Genomic DNA, 15,318 nt, shown 5'->3' with positions numbered 1-15,318 from the left:
TTAAAGTCTAGAGTAAAAGAAGTTATCATTATTTACTATGTCCAAGCTTTATAGCAAATACCTGTAGGCAAATGGATTTACTTTTTATATTAGTTATTAAACACTGAGGGTGGGTTGAGTTTTATAACTAATACAAATAGTTAATTTGCTAAATGCTTGGTAATGATACTTCACCTATATCATATCACTCTGAGGAATTATTAAATGAGCATAAGTAAATGCATTAATACTGTCATAGCAAGTTCTCTATTAGTTTTATTAGCAGGCTGCGCCCATGACCAAGGCACAAAAGACAATCCTACCTCCCATAATGCTAGAGAACAAAAAGCATCTATTGAAACAATATGGAATGACTATAAAGAAAACTTCTCTGAAGCCACTTCCAAATGGACACAAGTAAATATTGTGGTAACAGGCACTGTTAATAATGTTGAAACGAAAGATTTCCCCTCACAACAGAATAAAGACATAGCTATCCCCTATTATCTTGTTACTTTACAAGACCAAGTTAATACAAGCTGCACGGGTGTCATTAAAATGAGTAACGATACAACCACCAAACAACAAGTATCAACTCTCAAAAAAGGTAACGTAGTAACCATTAAAACAAATCTTTATCAACCAGAACGTTTTATTACAGGCGATATTCCTAAATGTTCTTTTTTATTTGACAATGGTGTATTTAAACCAGAAACAAAATAACCTAATTGAACTAAAAATAACGTTAGCAATGATTAATAGGGTAAATCTATAAGCATATCTCACTACCTTATAGATTTACTTATTAACTTTTTAACCTTAAATCAATAACTAACAAACTCACTAAATTTCCTGCCAACAATTTACCTGCTTTAGTGTATAATTCGCACAGTTTTGTTAGCTATTTATTAGGAATGTGTTCATGTTGCTTTCTGCTCTTACTGCTGTGTCTCCTATCGATGGCCGCTATGGCTCTAAAACAAAAGACCTACGCCCTATTTTTAGTGAATTTGGCTTAATTCGTTTCCGAGTCATGGTAGAAGTACGTTGGTTACAACGTCTGGCAAGTCATCCTCAAATTCCAGAAGTAGCTCCTTTCTCTAAAGAGGCTAATGACCTGCTTAATAGCCTAGTGACTGACTTTAAAGAACCTTATGCGCAGCGCATTAAAGAAATTGAAAGAACTACTAATCATGATGTAAAAGCCGTTGAATACTTTATTAAAGAACATGTGGCTAATGTACCTGAGCTTGCTAAAGTTAACGAATTTATTCACTTTGCCTGTACTTCAGAGGATATTAATAACCTTTCACATGCCTTAATGTTACGTGCTGGACGTGATGAAGTCATTGTTCCTACTATGAATAAAATAGTAGAAGCCATTAAAGCATTGGCAAAACAGTTTGCTGATATCCCTATGTTATCTCGTACGCATGGTCAGCCTGCTTCACCTACTACTTTAGGTAAAGAAATGGCTAATGTGGCTTATCGTCTACAACGTCAAATCAACCAAATTATAAGCGTACAACTACTGGGTAAAATTAATGGTGCTGTAGGTAATTACAACGCCCATTTATCAGCTTACCCAGCTATAGATTGGGAAGCCAATGCACAAGACTTTATTGAAAAAGAATTAGGTTTAGCATGGAATCCTTATACTACGCAAATTGAACCCCATGACTATATTGCTGAACTATTTGATGCGGTAGCGCGCTTTAATACTATCCTTATTGATTTTGACCGCGATGTTTGGGGTTACATTTCTTTAGGCTACTTTAAGCAAAAAACTATTGCAGGTGAAATTGGTTCATCTACCATGCCACACAAAGTAAACCCTATTGATTTTGAAAACTCAGAAGGTAACTTAGGTATTGCTAATGCTATTTTACAGCACCTAGCTAGCAAACTACCTGTTTCTCGCTGGCAACGTGATTTAACCGACTCTACTGTACTACGTAATCTAGGTGTTGGCTTAGCCCATAGCTTAATTGCTTATGAAGCTAGCTTAAAAGGTATTAGTAAGTTAGAAATCAACACTAATCGCCTAGCTGAAGATTTAGATAACTGTTGGGAAGTGCTAGCAGAACCTATTCAAACGGTAATGCGCCGTTATGGTGTAGCAAATCCTTATGAAAAACTGAAAGAGCTAACCCGTGGCAAAGGTATTACTCCAGAAGCATTACTAGCCTTTATCGATACCTTAGAAATACCAGATACAGCCAAAACTGAATTAAAAGCATTAACCCCAGCCAACTATATTGGCAATGCTGTAGTACAGGCGACGCGGATTTAATAAATGCAAATTGATCAACCATTAGCTTTATTGGGTGGTATTTCACCCAGTACTTTTATGAAAGAGTATTGGCAGCGTAAACCGTTATTGGTACGTGGTGCGTTTACTGACTTTAAAAACCCTATTAATCCTGATGAGCTAGCAGGCCTATCACTTGAAGAGGAAATAGAGTCCAGAATTGTTGTTGAACATGGTAATACACCTTGGGAATTACTGCACGGGCCTTTTGCAGCAGAAACATTCCAAAACTTACCTGAAACAAATTGGACTTTACTGGTACAAGCTGTTGACCAATTCATTCCAGAAGTCGATCAACTTTTTGAACCCTTTAGCTTTATCCCTAAATGGCGCTTTGACGACATTATGATTAGCTATGCAGCTAAAGGCGGTAGTGTAGGCCCTCACTTTGACTATTATGATGTGTTTTTAATTCAAAGCTATGGTCAACGTCGATGGAAAATTGGTCCACAAGAAAACAGCGAAAGCCCTTGCCTTGATCATCCAGATTTAAGATTGTTAGCTGATTTTAAACAAACTGATGAATGGGTACTTGAACCTGGAGATATGCTCTATCTACCACCACAATTTGCCCATTATGGTATTGCCGAAACAGACTGTATGACTATTTCTGTTGGTTTAAGGGCACCTAGCACACAAGAAATATTAGTGCATTACACTGATTTTCTTAGCCAATTCTATGCAGAAGAATCTCGCTATAGTGACCCTGAACAACAGGCCGTTGCTAAAGATCCACATTTTATTGATACAGCAGCCTTAACAAGACTGAAAAAAACCTTACAGGAAGCACTGCAAGACGATCAAAAGTTGCTTACATGGTTCGGTCAACATGTGACAGAGCCTCGTTATCCTGAACGTTTAATGGGTGAAGCGCTTACCGAGCAAGAACTTGTTAATACTATAGACAATGGTGCGATAGTCATTCGTAATCCAAGTGGTAAACTTGCGTGGTCAATTTTTAATGATGAAGCAATATTGTTTGCCAGTGGGTTTAGCCGTAGTTTCCCAAAACATTATGCAGATTTACTCCGTTTAATTTGTGAAACCAATGCACTTTACCAAGAAAATTTACAAGCTTGGCTCAAAGACCCTATCGTCACTACCCTATTAACTGAATTAATTAAACAAGGAACATTGGAGTTTTTCAATGAATAAGACCTTTGTTCGTAAAGCTGATTGGCAAAAAGATATGGTTGATATCATGCGAATCAGAGAAGCAGTGTTTATTAATGAGCAAAACGTTCCTGCAGAGCAAGAATGGGATGACCTCGATAGTTTATCCACTCACTTTTTAGCCGTCGACGGTAGCTATGCAATGGGAACAGCCCGTTTAACCAAAGAAACTGATGACTGTGCTAGAATCAGCCGCGTAGCTGTGCTAAAAGACTGGCGTGGCTTAAGCATTGGTGATGAGCTTTTACAAGCAGCTATAGAAGAAGCTAAACAGCAAAATTTCAAAAAACTAACCCTTACTGCCCAAACACATGCCACCAAATTCTATAAACGTTTTGGTTTTGAAATAGTAAGTGATGAGTTTCTTGAGGTAGGTATTCCTCATGTAGAAATGCTACTAGCTATTTAATCAATTAATATAGTTATATTACTACTATCTAAATAGCATTTAAAAAATAAGCTCATCCAAGGATGAGCTTATACAAAATTAGCTTTATCACTTCAATACCTCTTAATTATTAATAATAGATCATGGAATGATTCTTATTTATACTTTATGAAATATTCTGCAATAAACATCATAATTTTTACTCATATCTATACATCACATAAATGATAAATATTATTATTAATTTTTATATTTTATTCATTAATAATCAAATAGTTACAATAAAAACAGATGATAATGATTATATTTTATATATTTAATAAAAATCATTATCAAAAAACAATAACACCATAATCTCTAGAACTTTTTTATCACTTTTTTTTTACATATTTTTGACACTAACAATAATAGCCTTACTAAGACATTTTACTTAGTACTTTATTAAAAACTTTTAGCAAAAAGATTCTTCTTACAATTAATACAAGATGACTAGTAAGTTTGAAGTAGTAAGTAAAATTCAACTGAAATACCTAATTGTAATAAAGGAATACATCAAATGAAAATGAATAATTATCTTGCAGAGTTTATTGGTACATTTGTACTTGTTCTATGTGTATGTGGTACTGCTGTTATGAATGCAGCCTATCCTGAACTTGGTGTTGGTTTTTTAGGCGTTGCTTTAGCAGCTGGACTAGCTGTTCTAGTAATGGCTTATGCAGTTGGTCATATTTCAGGCGGTCATTTTAATCCAGCAGTAACTATTGGATTATGGGCAGGCGGTCGTTTCAGTGCAAAAGAAATTACACCTTATATTATTTCTCAAGTAATCGGCGCAACAGTAGCAGGTGGCGTATTATATTTAATAGCCAGTGGCCAAACTGATTTTAACTTAGCAGGTGGCTTTGCCTCTACGGGTTATGGTGAACACTCTCCAGGAGGCTATTCAATGGCTGCTGCCTTTATATGCGAACTCGTCTTTACTGCTATTTTCTTATTTGTCATTATGAGTGTAACTGACAAAAAAGCAGCTACTCAGTTTGCTCCACTCGCTATTGGCTTATGTTTAGTGATTATCCACTTAGCAGCAATCCCTGTTAGTAACGCTTCTGTTAACCCTGCAAGAAGTACAGGCGTGGCACTTTATGCAGGTGATTGGGCATTAGCTGAGCTTTGGTTATTCTGGTTAGCGCCAATATTTGGCGGTGTTATTGGTGCATTAGCTTATCGTGTAGTTAATAGCACACAAAACATTGAAGAAATGGCTGAAACAAATATACCCACTTAATTTCACTAATAATTTATAGTTGAATCCTAATGCTGACTAGCAGTTAAATATAATTAGCCGCTAGCCAGCATAAAGGTTAAATAACATTAATAAATTATCTTATTTATACATTACAATTTAACCAAATATCCTAGAGAAAAAATTAAACACTTATTAGAAAAAATACCAATATTTTTTTAAAAAACAGTTACATAATTGAATAACAGCTGAATAAACTATATTTCATTAGGAAAAATAGCCTAACAAAAAAAAGCACTAATATTTCCTATAACCAAAGCCACCACATCCTTATAAGACTTTCTAAAGCCATTAGTTTTGTTTTTTCAAATAATCACATCATATTTTTCATATAGATCATTACTAATCTTCTTCCTATACTTAATGTGTACTAGTACATATCATTATTGCACTGTTATCTCTTTTAGAAGAGAGATAGCATATTTTTTAAGTTATATTGATGGAGATGTTTTATGCGTAAACTTACTGTTGGAGCATTTTTGTTATCAGTTTGTTTAGCGAATACAGTAGTAGCTGATTACTATCATAGACAACAAGGTTGTAAAATAAAGATTCAGAAGTTGGAACAACAACTTGAATATGCGAAAAGTTATGGCAACACCAACCGTGTACACGGATTAGAAAGAGCCATAGCCAATGTTAAAACTTACTGTTTGGGGGATTATGATGATAATTATAGTTATAACAACCAAACAAAAGATATTTCTAAATTAAAATCTAAAGTAGCTGATAAACAAGAAAAGGTCGATGAACGTAACGAGGAGTTACTAGAAGCTATTGCCAAAGGTGATCCTGAGAAAATAGTTAAAAAGACCAGAAAGCTAAAAGAAGCAATGGCAGAACTGGAAGAAGCAAAAAGCAATCTAGCACTGTCTAATCAAAACTAATCGAGCAATTTTTTAGAAAAACTAATCGGCTTCATAACTAAAAAGGATAGACTCTATAGTCTATCCTTTTTATCATTTTATAAACCATAAAACCTTTACAATCTAATACTAGAAACCTATAGCTAATACCCTAATATTCAATTTTCTCCAAGATATTATTACAACCTATACCCTTATAGCCTGCTATATGCCATAATCAACAATCTATTAATTAAAACGAATATATCGTATATAACCTATTTTTTGAGTCGTATTAATGGATCCTCGTAGTGAAGTGCTGCTTCGCCAAGCTGAATTATTTAATGGTAAAACCCTATTAGCAGGCTTACCTGCTGATGAACTACTAACTAAACTGCCACAAGCAACAGGCTGGACATGGTTGGCCAATGACTGGCAAATGCTTAATCATCACTATAATCAACGTATCCATTTAGCTACCACAGCGCCTACTACCAAGTTTCAGACAACAGTTTTATTCTTACCAAAATCGAAAGAGCTTACAGAATACTTATTACAGGCTTTAGCTGCTTGCACAGAGTTACAAGGCTCACTCTATTTAGTGGGTGAAAAAAAAGCAGGTATTGAACGGGCAGCAAAACAATTAGCAACTTATGGCAAAACACGTAAATTAGATAGTGCTAGACATTGTCAATTGTGGCAAGTACAAATTAATGAATCCACTACTGCACCTAAGCTACAAGACTTCGCCCAGTCCTATACTGTTAATGACCTTACTATCACTAGTTTTGCGGGAGTATTTAGTCATGGTCATTTAGACGTGGGTAGCCAACTACTTATTCAGCATCTGGATAAAATTCCTACAGACAAAATACTTGATTTTGGTTGTGGTGCAGGTGTTATTGGTGCTTTATTAAAACAACGTTATCCACAAGCTACTGTTTATTTACAAGATGTGGATGTTTTTGCTATTGCTAGCACTGAACAAACCTTAAAGAATAACAATTTAGAAGCTATTACCATTACTGGCGATGGTATTGATGCCTCTCCCAAAGGGTTAACTGCCATTATCACTAATCCTCCTTTCCATCAGGGTATTCAAACCAATTATCAAACCACTGAGCAACTATTGCATTATGCTATAGATCATCTTGTTAAAGGGGGTGAATTACGCTTAGTGGCTAATAGTTTTTTAAAATACCAACCCCTTATTCAACAGGCTTTTGGTAACTGCCAAGTGCTAGCAGAAAGTAATGGTTTTAAGATTTATAGCGCTTACAAAGTTTAACGTTTTCTTTTATTAATTTGTTCGCTGACTTCATAAATTGTAGTACTACGCCGTTTTTACTAACAGATTTACTAATAAAAGAAAGGTTAGCTAGAAAAACAATAAACCTTAGTAAGTTACTAGCAATACCTAATTGATTTAAAATCTTTATCCTTTGCTACATTATAGCTAAACTATTGTCTATTATTTCAACTCTATAATTATATAAGTATTTACAATGCAAAAAATTATTCTTCATCTTCATGCACTTACTGCCGTTATTACTATTAGTTTATTTATAGCACGCTTTGTTGGATTGCGAGTAGGTGCTAAATTTATGCAAAAGAAATGGGTTCGTATTATTCCCCACCTTAACGACACCTGTTTATTAATTTTTGGTATTACCCTCGTAATACTTACCCAGCAGTACCCTAACCTATCAAACCACTTTTGGTTAACTGAAAAGCTATCCTTTTTAGTTGGCTATATTGTTTTTGGTTTTATGGCAATTAAAGGCAGAACCTCAGCAATACGCTATATTGGATTTGCCTTAGCATTAGCCTGTTTTGCTTGTATCGTTTATTTAGTAAAAACTAAAATACCCTTTTAAGGTTGATTATTAAGGTATTTTATTGATTAATAAAGTACCTTAAATAATTTAAAATATTCGTTTTTTAAGTTAATTTATAATTTTAATCAATGTTATCTTTTAGATTATTGTCATCTTTTTAATAAAGATAGCGTATAATTACCCCACTAAATTTTTCTACCTGATAAATCCTAATAAAATTTATAATTTGCTTATATTTGGAGTATTGCATGTCACGCATGACCACCTTGAGTCACTTCCTTATTGAACAAACCCGCAATCATAATACCCCTTCTGACTTACGCCTGCTTATTGAAGTGGTAGCACGTGCTTGTAAAATGATTAATCGTTCAGTGACTAAAGGCGCACTTGGTGGTGTACTAGGCAGTTTACAAAGCGAAAATGTGCAAGGAGAAGTACAAAAGAAACTCGATGTGCTTTCCAATGAAATTTTATTAGAAGCTAATGAATGGGGTGGTACATTAGCGGGTATGGCGTCAGAAGAAATGGATACGGTTCATCAGATTCCTGGTCGTTATCCTAAAGGTGCTTATTTATTAGTATTTGATCCACTGGATGGCTCTAGTAATGTTGATGTGAATGTGTCAGTAGGTACTATCTTTTCAGTATTACGTTGCCCTGTTGAACATTTAAGCCAAAATGATCCATTAAAAGAAGAAGCCTTCTTACAACCAGGTACTGAACAAGTAGCAGCAGGTTATGCTATTTATGGCCCACAAACTATGTTAGTGCTTACCTTAGGTAATGGTGTTAAAGGCTTTACCCTTGATCCAGAATTAGGTAGCTTTGTACTAACTCACGATAATATCAAAGTACCAGAGCAAACTGCTGAATTTGCGATTAATATGTCTAATCAACGCCACTGGGAAGAACCTGTTAAACAGTATGTATCAGAGTTATTAGCAGGTACTGAAGGACCATTAGAGAAAAACTACAATATGCGTTGGATTGCTTCAATGGTAGCAGATGTACATCGTATTTTAACCCGTGGTGGTATCTTTATGTATCCACGTGATGCCCGCGAGCCTAGCAAACCCGGTAAATTACGTTTAATGTATGAAGCCAACCCAATGTCAATGATTATTGAACAAGCAGGCGGTGCTGCTACTAACGGTCAGCAACGTATTTTAGATATACAACCAAGCTCGCTTCATGAACGTGTTGCTGTGTTTTTAGGTTCAAAACAAGAAGTAGAACGCATTACTAACTATCACAAACAACAGCAAAAATAACAAGGATAATACTATGTTTAAAAAAACCACCCTTATCTTATGTATCACTAGCCTTGCAGTATTGGCAGGCTGTAATAAGCTTACTGAAGATAACTACAGCAAGTTAAAAATGGGCATGGAGCGTAAAGAAGTTGAACGTATCTTTGGTAGCCCAAAAGAATGCCAAAGCGCTTTTAAAGCAACTAACTGTAGTTGGCAAGAAGGTGAAGCATCATTACAAGTACAATTTGTAGATAGTAAAGTGCTTAGCTATTTTGGTAATAAAATTAAATAGTCTCTATCCCTTGTCTTTCTTCAAAAAAAGAGTAATCTAATTAATAGATTACTCTTTTTGTTTTTATTCTGAACTATTATCACTATGCATACATCATCAGGCCGCTGGCTGTTAGGGCTAGCATTGGCTTTAACGACAGCTATTCTATGGGGCCTTTTACCCGTAGTTATGAAAGAAGTTTTAAAAGGCATGGACGCTTATACAGTGACATGGTATCGCTTTACTGTGGCTGGCGTATGCTTATTCAGTTACCTTTACTTAAAAGGCAAATTGCCTCGCTTTAAAAATTTTGGTTATAAAGGATACCTATTATTATTGTTAGCTATGCTCGGTTTATTAGGTAACTATGTTACTTATATGATGGGCTTAAACCTATTAACACCAGGTACAACTCAATTAATGATGCAAATTGGCCAAATCATGCTTATCGTTAGTAGTGTGATTATCTTTAAAGAGTCTTTTAATCATGTGCAAGTAATGGCGGTTATTATTTTACTGGTAGGTTTTCTACTCTTTTTTAATCAACGACTGATTGAATTACTAACCTCACTAGGTAGTTATACTATTGGTATTATTATTTTAGTTATTTCCTCTATGCTATGGACTGGTTATGCACTTTGCCAAAAACAGTTGTTAGTGCATTGGAACTCTATGCAAATTTTAATGATGATCTATTTAGGCAGTAGTTTATTCTTATTCCCGACTAGTCATCCTTCACAAATCACCCAACTAACTAGCCTACAATTTTGGTTACTGGTCTTTAGTTGTGCCAATACTATTATTGCTTATGGGGCGTTTGCTGAAGCCCTAGCTCACTGGGAAGCCTCAAAAGTTACAGCTACTTTAGCTATTGCACCCTTAGTAACCTTTATTGGTGCCACAGTTGGCGCATTTTTCTGGCCTGCTTACTTTATAGCAGACTCTTTAAATATTTTAGCTTATTTGGGTGCTATTATTGTGGTAATGGGTTCAGCCTTAGTCGCCCTTTCCCCCATCGTCATGCAAAAAATAAAAGCACGTCGTAAGCAAACTAACTATAGCCAGTTATCTTGATATTTCTTACAATACGCTCTTTTCTATTGATTTAGGAGTTGCTAACTATGAAATCTGTTCCGCAAATATTGACCATTCAATCACATGTGGTTTTTGGTCATGCTGGTAATGCGGCGGCTGTATTTCCGATGCAACGCCTAGGCGTTAATGTATGGCCACTTAATACTGTACAATTTTCTAACCATACCCAATATAAACAATGGACGGGGCAAGTTTTACCACCTAAGCAAATTTTTGAACTAGCGCAAGGCATTGAAGCTATTGGAGAGTTAGCAAACTGTGACGCTATTCTTTCTGGTTATTTAGGTACAGCTGAACAAGGCCGTGAAATCCTCCAAGTAGCTAAGCATATTAAAGAACTTAACCCGAAAGCTATTTATTTATGTGATCCTGTGATGGGACATCCTGAAAAAGGTTGTGTTGTAGCGCCAGAAGTCAGTGAGTTTTTATTAAAAGAAGCAGCTTCTGCGGCTGACTATTTAACACCTAACCAATTAGAATTAGACAGCTTTATTGGTCGTCACCCTACTTCCCTAGATGACTGTGCTGAAATGGCCAAAAGTCTTTTAAAATATGGCCCTAAAGCCATTATGGTGAAACATTTAAATTATCCAGAAAAACAACCTGATAGTTTTGAAATGCTCTTAGTAACTGAACAAGAAACATGGCATTTACAACGCCCATTGTTAGCTTTTCCTAAACAACCTGTTGGTGTAGGTGATCTAACATCAGGCATATTCTTATCTTGTTTATTACTAGGTAATAGTTTACTCGATGCCTTTGAATTTTGTGCTGCCGCGGTACATGAGGTATTATTAGAAACACAAAAACATGGCAGTTATGAATTAGAGTTAGTGGCTGCGCAAGATCGTATAGCTCACCCAAGAGTTAAGTTTGCGGCTAAAAAGCTTTAGTGCTCACATAAGGAGAACTTATGCTAGCTTTTTTAATAGGTATTATCCTCGCCTTACTAGGTACATTCTCATTATTTATAATGAATGTAATAGGTCTATTATTAAAGCTAGATAGAATTTCAGCTACACCTATCCGTTATCTCTGCTCCACTATCCTAGTTTTTATTCATGTTATCTTAACCATTATTGGCGTCTGGTTTTTACTGGATTTACTCACCACTTATTTCAATATCAATACCGATACAATGCAATCATGGCATGTTGTAGTAGGTATTATTATTGGTTTTATTCCTGCTATTTTTATTTTAAGCAAATCTGTCAATAAATTTAGAAACTATATAGAACAAAAAAGACATAATAATGAATAAATAAGTTCATTATTTATTCATTATAAGTATTATTTGACCACTTTTAGGCTTGGCTTCTTACGAGGTGTAGGTGTGTCTGGTGAAGGTGGCTTATCATCTGGTTCATTATTTTCTTGCTCTAATAAGGGATCATGTTCAAAGAACATACCATAGCCATTTTCTTTAGCATAAATTGCTTTAACAGCAATAATAGGTACATAAGGTCTTTGTACCACACCTGCAAAACGCCCTTCAAAGCTAATTGCTTCATTATCCATCAGTAAATGTTTAATAGCCGCAGGTGCAAGATTTAAAACAATCTGCCCATCTTCGGCAAAACCATCGGGTACACTTACATTAGGTAGATTAACATCCACTAATATATAGGGCGTACAATCATTATCTAAAATCCATTCATACAGCGCGCGTATTAGATAAGGGCGATTAGACTTCATTAATTCGCCCCTGCTAATTTTAACTCTTGCTCAGACAAACTAGCTTGGAAACTTGCTCTATTAAAGCCTCGATCCATATAGGCTAATAAGCCTTTGCCCGTTTTAGGAATCTCAATATCCAATAAAGGTAAACGCCATAAAATGGGTAATAAACAACAATCAGCTAACGAGAAATCATTACTGAGAAAATAAGGTTTTTCACTAAAAACAGCTGAAACACCTATTAAACTTTCTCTTAATTCTTTACGTGCTGCATTTTGAGTAGTTACTTTGGTTTTAGGATCAAGTATAAGATCGACTAAGTGACACCAATCTCTTTGGATACGGTACACTAATAATCGCCTACTCGCCTTATCGCTAGGATAAGCTGGCAATAGAGGTGGATAAGGATAACGATCTTCTAAATACTCCATAATAACTATTGAGTCATAAAGTACTAAATCTCGTTCAACTAACACAGGTAAACTACTATACGGATTTAACTCTGCCAGATTGGGAGGATAATAATTAGGGTCTACATTACGTATTGTTATACCAATGTCTTTCTCTGCTAATACTAAACGTATACGGTGAGAATAATGATCTATTGGACTCGAATAGCATATAAAATGGGGGGTAGTACCCATATCAACTTCCTTAGACATCTATAGCAAATATATTAATTTATTTATTATAGTATTATAACGTTGTAAATACATCGCTTTCCAGAATAACCTAGACAAAAGTTGATAGATATTGCTATTTTCACCACCTATTTAGGTTATTTTCTTATAAATTCTATAAATAATGGCCTATTAAAATAATTCCCCACACAATAAAAATTGTCCATAATCCTATAAATTGAGCAGCACTGCCTAAATCCTTAGCATTTTTTGAAAGCTCATGACGTTCCAACGAAATCCGATCAACCACTGCCTCAATCGCCGAGTTAAACAATTCAATAATCACCGATAATAGACAAACAGCAACCATGATCGCCTTTTCTACAGGAGCTACTGGCAGTAATAATGCAATAGGAATTAAGACAACACTTAGCCCTAATAAAGTACGAAAAGCAGCCTCATTTTTAAAGGCCACCTTTAAACCATCCATAGAATAGCCTGTTGCATTAATAATCCGTTTTAAACCACGTGTTCCTTTAAAAGGCGACTTTTCCATAATACTCTCTTCAAAAATAACATTATTATTGCTAGGTATTATCTCACTAATTAAATGATAGTTAATAAATTTAACATTTTATTAACAACATTTTTTATTCTGGATAACGAACAATAGCTAATCGATTAAGCACAGGAATTTTGTTAACTAAGCGGAAAATAGGTTTTGTAATACATACTAAACCACTACTTAACTTAGCGGCAAAAGGCGTATACATTCCCCAACCTAGTGCCAATAAAGCTAAGATCAAACCACCAATATAATCATCTGATGCCCAGTGTGCACCAGCGATTAAGCGAGGCATCATAAATATAATAGCCAATAACCAAACAATAAAATATTGACTAAATTTACGTGCAAATACTGATAAGAATAATGCCCATATCATCAATACTGAGGCATGATCGCCTGGAAAACTTCTATTAGAGCTATCTTTAATTTCTAATTTTTGTTCAAAAAAATCAAAATGCCTAGAAAGACGATAGGCATCATCTAACGTTGCTGTAGGACTAGCATGCTGCCAACCAAAAGCAATAACTAACTTGGTAAAAATAATACGTACAACTACTTGCAATAACATAATCACTAATAACGCAAAAAATGCTTGCCTTACCATCTTAGCGCCATATAGCCAATCTGCTTTTATCAACAAAACCAGTAAAATAATAGCTACGATAAAATCAAAAAAGCGACTACTCATTATTGCCCAAATACTAGCCCACACATAATTCTCTTTTAAAGAATCATTGAGTACTCTAAAAAAAGCAACATCAAACCTCATGGCTAAATCATGAGTTAATGGCCATGCCCACAGCAATAACAAAATAAGTGCAAATACATTGCAAAATACTATCTTTTTTGTTTGCCAGACAGGTTGTAATAATTGAGCATCGCCCATATATAGTAATTCTCCGATTTGCTATTTAGTAGCTAATAATGAAATTAAGCTATCCATTATATTATGTGAAATATCACATCGTACAAGGATAGTCGTTAATTGTTCATTATTCTGTAATGATTTATTGAGCATAATCTAGGGTTAATTAGTTTATACTCTTCTCTAGCTATAAAATGGTAAATAATACATTATCCTTTTGAGGCTTTAAAATATCCTTATGAAACAAGATATAACACAACGTTTCCTATTCGAAAACTTAGATGTACGTGGTGAAATAGTTTCCCTAGAGCATAGTTATCACGAAGTATTAACGCGTCATCAATATCCTGCACCTGTGGCTAAATTACTAGGTGAACTCCTAGCAGCCAGTGCTTTATTGTGTGGCACCTTAAAATTTGATGGTACTTTAGTATTACAAGCGCGCTCTGAAGGCCCTTTACCCTTATTAATGGTGGAATGTAATAGTAATCGCGAAATTCGTGGTATTGCTCGTTATGAAGCCGAACAAATAAATGACTCCATGTCCCTGCAAGAGTTAATGCCTAATGGTATCCTAGCATTAACAGTTGACCCTACACAGGGTAAACGTTATCAAGGTATAGTAGCGTTAGAGGGTGAAACATTAGCCAGTAGTCTGTCTAGCTATTTTGCTAGTTCTGAGCAATTACCTACCTATTTTTGGCTATGCGCTGATGGCAAACAGGCCAAAGGCTTTTTATTACAAGCCTTACCTGCTGAAAAACAACATGACGATGATGAACGTCAGAACACTTGGCAACACCTTACGGTTTTAGCAAACTCATTAAATGCTGATGAGTTCTTAACAGTAGATAATTCGACTATCTTACATCGTTTATATCATGAAGAAGATATTCGACTTTTTGAAAAATTACCTATAAAGTTTCATTGCAGTTGTTCCCGTGAGCGCTCAGCGAATGCTTTGCGTAGTTTAGGTGAGGCAGATGCATTCGCTTTACTGGATGAACAACAAGGTAAGATTACTATTGACTGCCAGTTCTGTAATAAAGAATATATTTTCGATATTGCTGATGTTACACAATTATTTAAGGATGGTTCTAGCAACCCTCCTGCTGATACGAGGCATTAGTTA

General features: G+C 35.2%; 18 protein-coding genes. 14 read left to right on the top strand and 4 right to left on the bottom strand.

Features of this window, described 5'->3' with window-relative positions; genetic code table 11:
* The first annotated feature begins 204 nt into the window (after positions 1 to 204).
* The 13 genes from MTZ49_RS10190 to MTZ49_RS10130 all read left to right on the top strand — a co-directional run bounded on the left by MTZ49_RS10190 (position 205) and on the right by MTZ49_RS10130 (position 11,717).
* Positions 205 to 702: an OB-fold putative lipoprotein gene (locus tag MTZ49_RS10190; protein ID WP_264745447.1), complete on the top strand. Its 498-nt coding sequence runs from the start codon at positions 205 to 207 to the stop codon at positions 700 to 702.
* A 199-nt stretch (positions 703 to 901) separates the two neighbouring features.
* The gene (purB, locus tag MTZ49_RS10185; RefSeq protein ID WP_264745446.1) at positions 902 to 2,272 is read left to right on the top strand and encodes an adenylosuccinate lyase; all 1,371 of its coding nucleotides are present in this window, start codon (positions 902 to 904) and stop codon (positions 2,270 to 2,272) included.
* A gap of 3 nt (positions 2,273 to 2,275) precedes the next feature.
* Positions 2,276 to 3,445: a cupin domain-containing protein gene (locus MTZ49_RS10180; protein ID WP_264745445.1), complete on the top strand. Its 1,170-nt coding sequence runs from the start codon at positions 2,276 to 2,278 to the stop codon at positions 3,443 to 3,445.
* Positions 3,438 to 3,872 (top strand): GNAT family N-acetyltransferase, encoded by a 435-nt coding sequence (locus MTZ49_RS10175; protein ID WP_264745444.1) that lies wholly within the window; start codon positions 3,438 to 3,440, stop codon positions 3,870 to 3,872. The genes MTZ49_RS10180 and MTZ49_RS10175 overlap by 8 nt, the downstream gene beginning before the upstream one ends.
* Positions 3,873 to 4,413: 541 nt before the next feature.
* Positions 4,414 to 5,136: an aquaporin Z gene (gene aqpZ / locus MTZ49_RS10170; protein ID WP_264747870.1), complete on the top strand. Its 723-nt coding sequence runs from the start codon at positions 4,414 to 4,416 to the stop codon at positions 5,134 to 5,136.
* A 470-nt stretch (positions 5,137 to 5,606) separates the two neighbouring features.
* Entirely contained in the window at positions 5,607 to 6,041 is a 435-nt protein-coding gene (locus MTZ49_RS10165; RefSeq protein WP_264745443.1) for a DUF1090 domain-containing protein, read from the top strand.
* 256 nt (positions 6,042 to 6,297) lie between these two features.
* Positions 6,298 to 7,287, top strand: a complete 990-nt coding sequence (locus MTZ49_RS10160) for a class I SAM-dependent methyltransferase (RefSeq protein ID WP_264745442.1) — start codon at positions 6,298 to 6,300, stop codon at positions 7,285 to 7,287.
* A 217-nt stretch (positions 7,288 to 7,504) separates the two neighbouring features.
* The gene (locus MTZ49_RS10155; RefSeq protein ID WP_264745441.1) at positions 7,505 to 7,876 is read left to right on the top strand and encodes a SirB2 family protein; all 372 of its coding nucleotides are present in this window, start codon (positions 7,505 to 7,507) and stop codon (positions 7,874 to 7,876) included.
* 209 nt (positions 7,877 to 8,085) lie between these two features.
* Entirely contained in the window at positions 8,086 to 9,108 is a 1,023-nt protein-coding gene (locus MTZ49_RS10150) for a class 1 fructose-bisphosphatase (protein WP_264745440.1), read from the top strand.
* Positions 9,109 to 9,121: 13 nt separating this feature from the next.
* Entirely contained in the window at positions 9,122 to 9,382 is a 261-nt protein-coding gene (locus tag MTZ49_RS10145; RefSeq protein WP_264745439.1) for an outer membrane protein assembly factor BamE, read from the top strand.
* A gap of 84 nt (positions 9,383 to 9,466) precedes the next feature.
* The gene (locus MTZ49_RS10140) at positions 9,467 to 10,435 is read left to right on the top strand and encodes a DMT family transporter (RefSeq protein WP_264745438.1); all 969 of its coding nucleotides are present in this window, start codon (positions 9,467 to 9,469) and stop codon (positions 10,433 to 10,435) included.
* 47 nt (positions 10,436 to 10,482) lie between these two features.
* Complete coding sequence (gene pdxY, locus MTZ49_RS10135) at positions 10,483 to 11,349, top strand: pyridoxal kinase PdxY (RefSeq protein WP_264745437.1); 867 nt, start codon at positions 10,483 to 10,485, stop codon at positions 11,347 to 11,349.
* Positions 11,350 to 11,369: 20 nt separating this feature from the next.
* Positions 11,370 to 11,717: a hypothetical protein gene (locus MTZ49_RS10130; RefSeq protein WP_264745436.1), complete on the top strand. Its 348-nt coding sequence runs from the start codon at positions 11,370 to 11,372 to the stop codon at positions 11,715 to 11,717.
* Between the two features lie 29 nt (positions 11,718 to 11,746).
* On the opposite strand, the gene MTZ49_RS10125 is transcribed toward MTZ49_RS10130, so the two are convergent.
* From MTZ49_RS10125 to MTZ49_RS10110, 4 genes are all read right to left on the bottom strand, one after another.
* Positions 11,747 to 12,151 (bottom strand): ClpXP protease specificity-enhancing factor, encoded by a 405-nt coding sequence (locus MTZ49_RS10125; protein WP_264745435.1) that lies wholly within the window; start codon positions 12,149 to 12,151, stop codon positions 11,747 to 11,749.
* Positions 12,151 to 12,777 (bottom strand): glutathione S-transferase N-terminal domain-containing protein, encoded by a 627-nt coding sequence (locus MTZ49_RS10120; RefSeq protein ID WP_264745434.1) that lies wholly within the window; start codon positions 12,775 to 12,777, stop codon positions 12,151 to 12,153. Before MTZ49_RS10120 ends, MTZ49_RS10125 begins: the two co-directional genes overlap by 1 nt.
* Before the next feature lie 151 nt (positions 12,778 to 12,928).
* The gene (locus tag MTZ49_RS10115) at positions 12,929 to 13,309 is read right to left on the bottom strand and encodes a diacylglycerol kinase (protein WP_264745433.1); all 381 of its coding nucleotides are present in this window, start codon (positions 13,307 to 13,309) and stop codon (positions 12,929 to 12,931) included.
* A 94-nt stretch (positions 13,310 to 13,403) separates the two neighbouring features.
* Positions 13,404 to 14,207, bottom strand: a complete 804-nt coding sequence (locus tag MTZ49_RS10110) for a phosphatase PAP2 family protein (RefSeq protein WP_264745432.1) — start codon at positions 14,205 to 14,207, stop codon at positions 13,404 to 13,406.
* 217 nt (positions 14,208 to 14,424) lie between these two features.
* Between MTZ49_RS10110 and hslO the strand changes: the two genes are divergently transcribed.
* The gene (gene hslO, locus MTZ49_RS10105; RefSeq protein ID WP_264745431.1) at positions 14,425 to 15,315 is read left to right on the top strand and encodes an Hsp33 family molecular chaperone HslO; all 891 of its coding nucleotides are present in this window, start codon (positions 14,425 to 14,427) and stop codon (positions 15,313 to 15,315) included.
* The last annotated feature ends 3 nt before the right edge of the window (positions 15,316 to 15,318 follow it).

Source organism: Entomomonas sp. E2T0 (assembly GCF_025985425.1).
Lineage (GTDB): Bacteria > Pseudomonadota > Gammaproteobacteria > Pseudomonadales > Pseudomonadaceae > Entomomonas.
The sequence above is the reverse complement of the archived record's forward strand: the minus strand, read 5'-3'. Positions and strand labels throughout refer to the sequence as shown.

Coding starts and splice junctions, on each gene's coding strand:
- MTZ49_RS10155 (WP_264745441.1), top strand. CDS start 7,505: ATGCAAAAAATTATTCTTCATCTTCATGCACTTACTGCCGTTATTACT.
- hslO (WP_264745431.1), top strand. CDS start 14,425: ATGAAACAAGATATAACACAACGTTTCCTATTCGAAAACTTAGATGTA.
- MTZ49_RS10150 (WP_264745440.1), top strand. CDS start 8,086: ATGTCACGCATGACCACCTTGAGTCACTTCCTTATTGAACAAACCCGC.
- MTZ49_RS10125 (WP_264745435.1), bottom strand. CDS start 12,151: ATGAAGTCTAATCGCCCTTATCTAATACGCGCGCTGTATGAATGGATT.
- MTZ49_RS10165 (WP_264745443.1), top strand. CDS start 5,607: ATGCGTAAACTTACTGTTGGAGCATTTTTGTTATCAGTTTGTTTAGCG.
- pdxY (WP_264745437.1), top strand. CDS start 10,483: ATGAAATCTGTTCCGCAAATATTGACCATTCAATCACATGTGGTTTTT.
- MTZ49_RS10145 (WP_264745439.1), top strand. CDS start 9,122: ATGTTTAAAAAAACCACCCTTATCTTATGTATCACTAGCCTTGCAGTA.
- MTZ49_RS10175 (WP_264745444.1), top strand. CDS start 3,438: ATGAATAAGACCTTTGTTCGTAAAGCTGATTGGCAAAAAGATATGGTT.
- MTZ49_RS10180 (WP_264745445.1), top strand. CDS start 2,276: ATGCAAATTGATCAACCATTAGCTTTATTGGGTGGTATTTCACCCAGT.
- MTZ49_RS10160 (WP_264745442.1), top strand. CDS start 6,298: ATGGATCCTCGTAGTGAAGTGCTGCTTCGCCAAGCTGAATTATTTAAT.
- MTZ49_RS10140 (WP_264745438.1), top strand. CDS start 9,467: ATGCATACATCATCAGGCCGCTGGCTGTTAGGGCTAGCATTGGCTTTA.
- MTZ49_RS10130 (WP_264745436.1), top strand. CDS start 11,370: ATGCTAGCTTTTTTAATAGGTATTATCCTCGCCTTACTAGGTACATTC.
- aqpZ (WP_264747870.1), top strand. CDS start 4,414: ATGAATAATTATCTTGCAGAGTTTATTGGTACATTTGTACTTGTTCTA.
- purB (WP_264745446.1), top strand. CDS start 902: ATGTTGCTTTCTGCTCTTACTGCTGTGTCTCCTATCGATGGCCGCTAT.
- MTZ49_RS10115 (WP_264745433.1), bottom strand. CDS start 13,309: ATGGAAAAGTCGCCTTTTAAAGGAACACGTGGTTTAAAACGGATTATT.
- MTZ49_RS10110 (WP_264745432.1), bottom strand. CDS start 14,207: ATGGGCGATGCTCAATTATTACAACCTGTCTGGCAAACAAAAAAGATA.
- MTZ49_RS10190 (WP_264745447.1), top strand. CDS start 205: ATGAGCATAAGTAAATGCATTAATACTGTCATAGCAAGTTCTCTATTA.
- MTZ49_RS10120 (WP_264745434.1), bottom strand. CDS start 12,777: ATGGGTACTACCCCCCATTTTATATGCTATTCGAGTCCAATAGATCAT.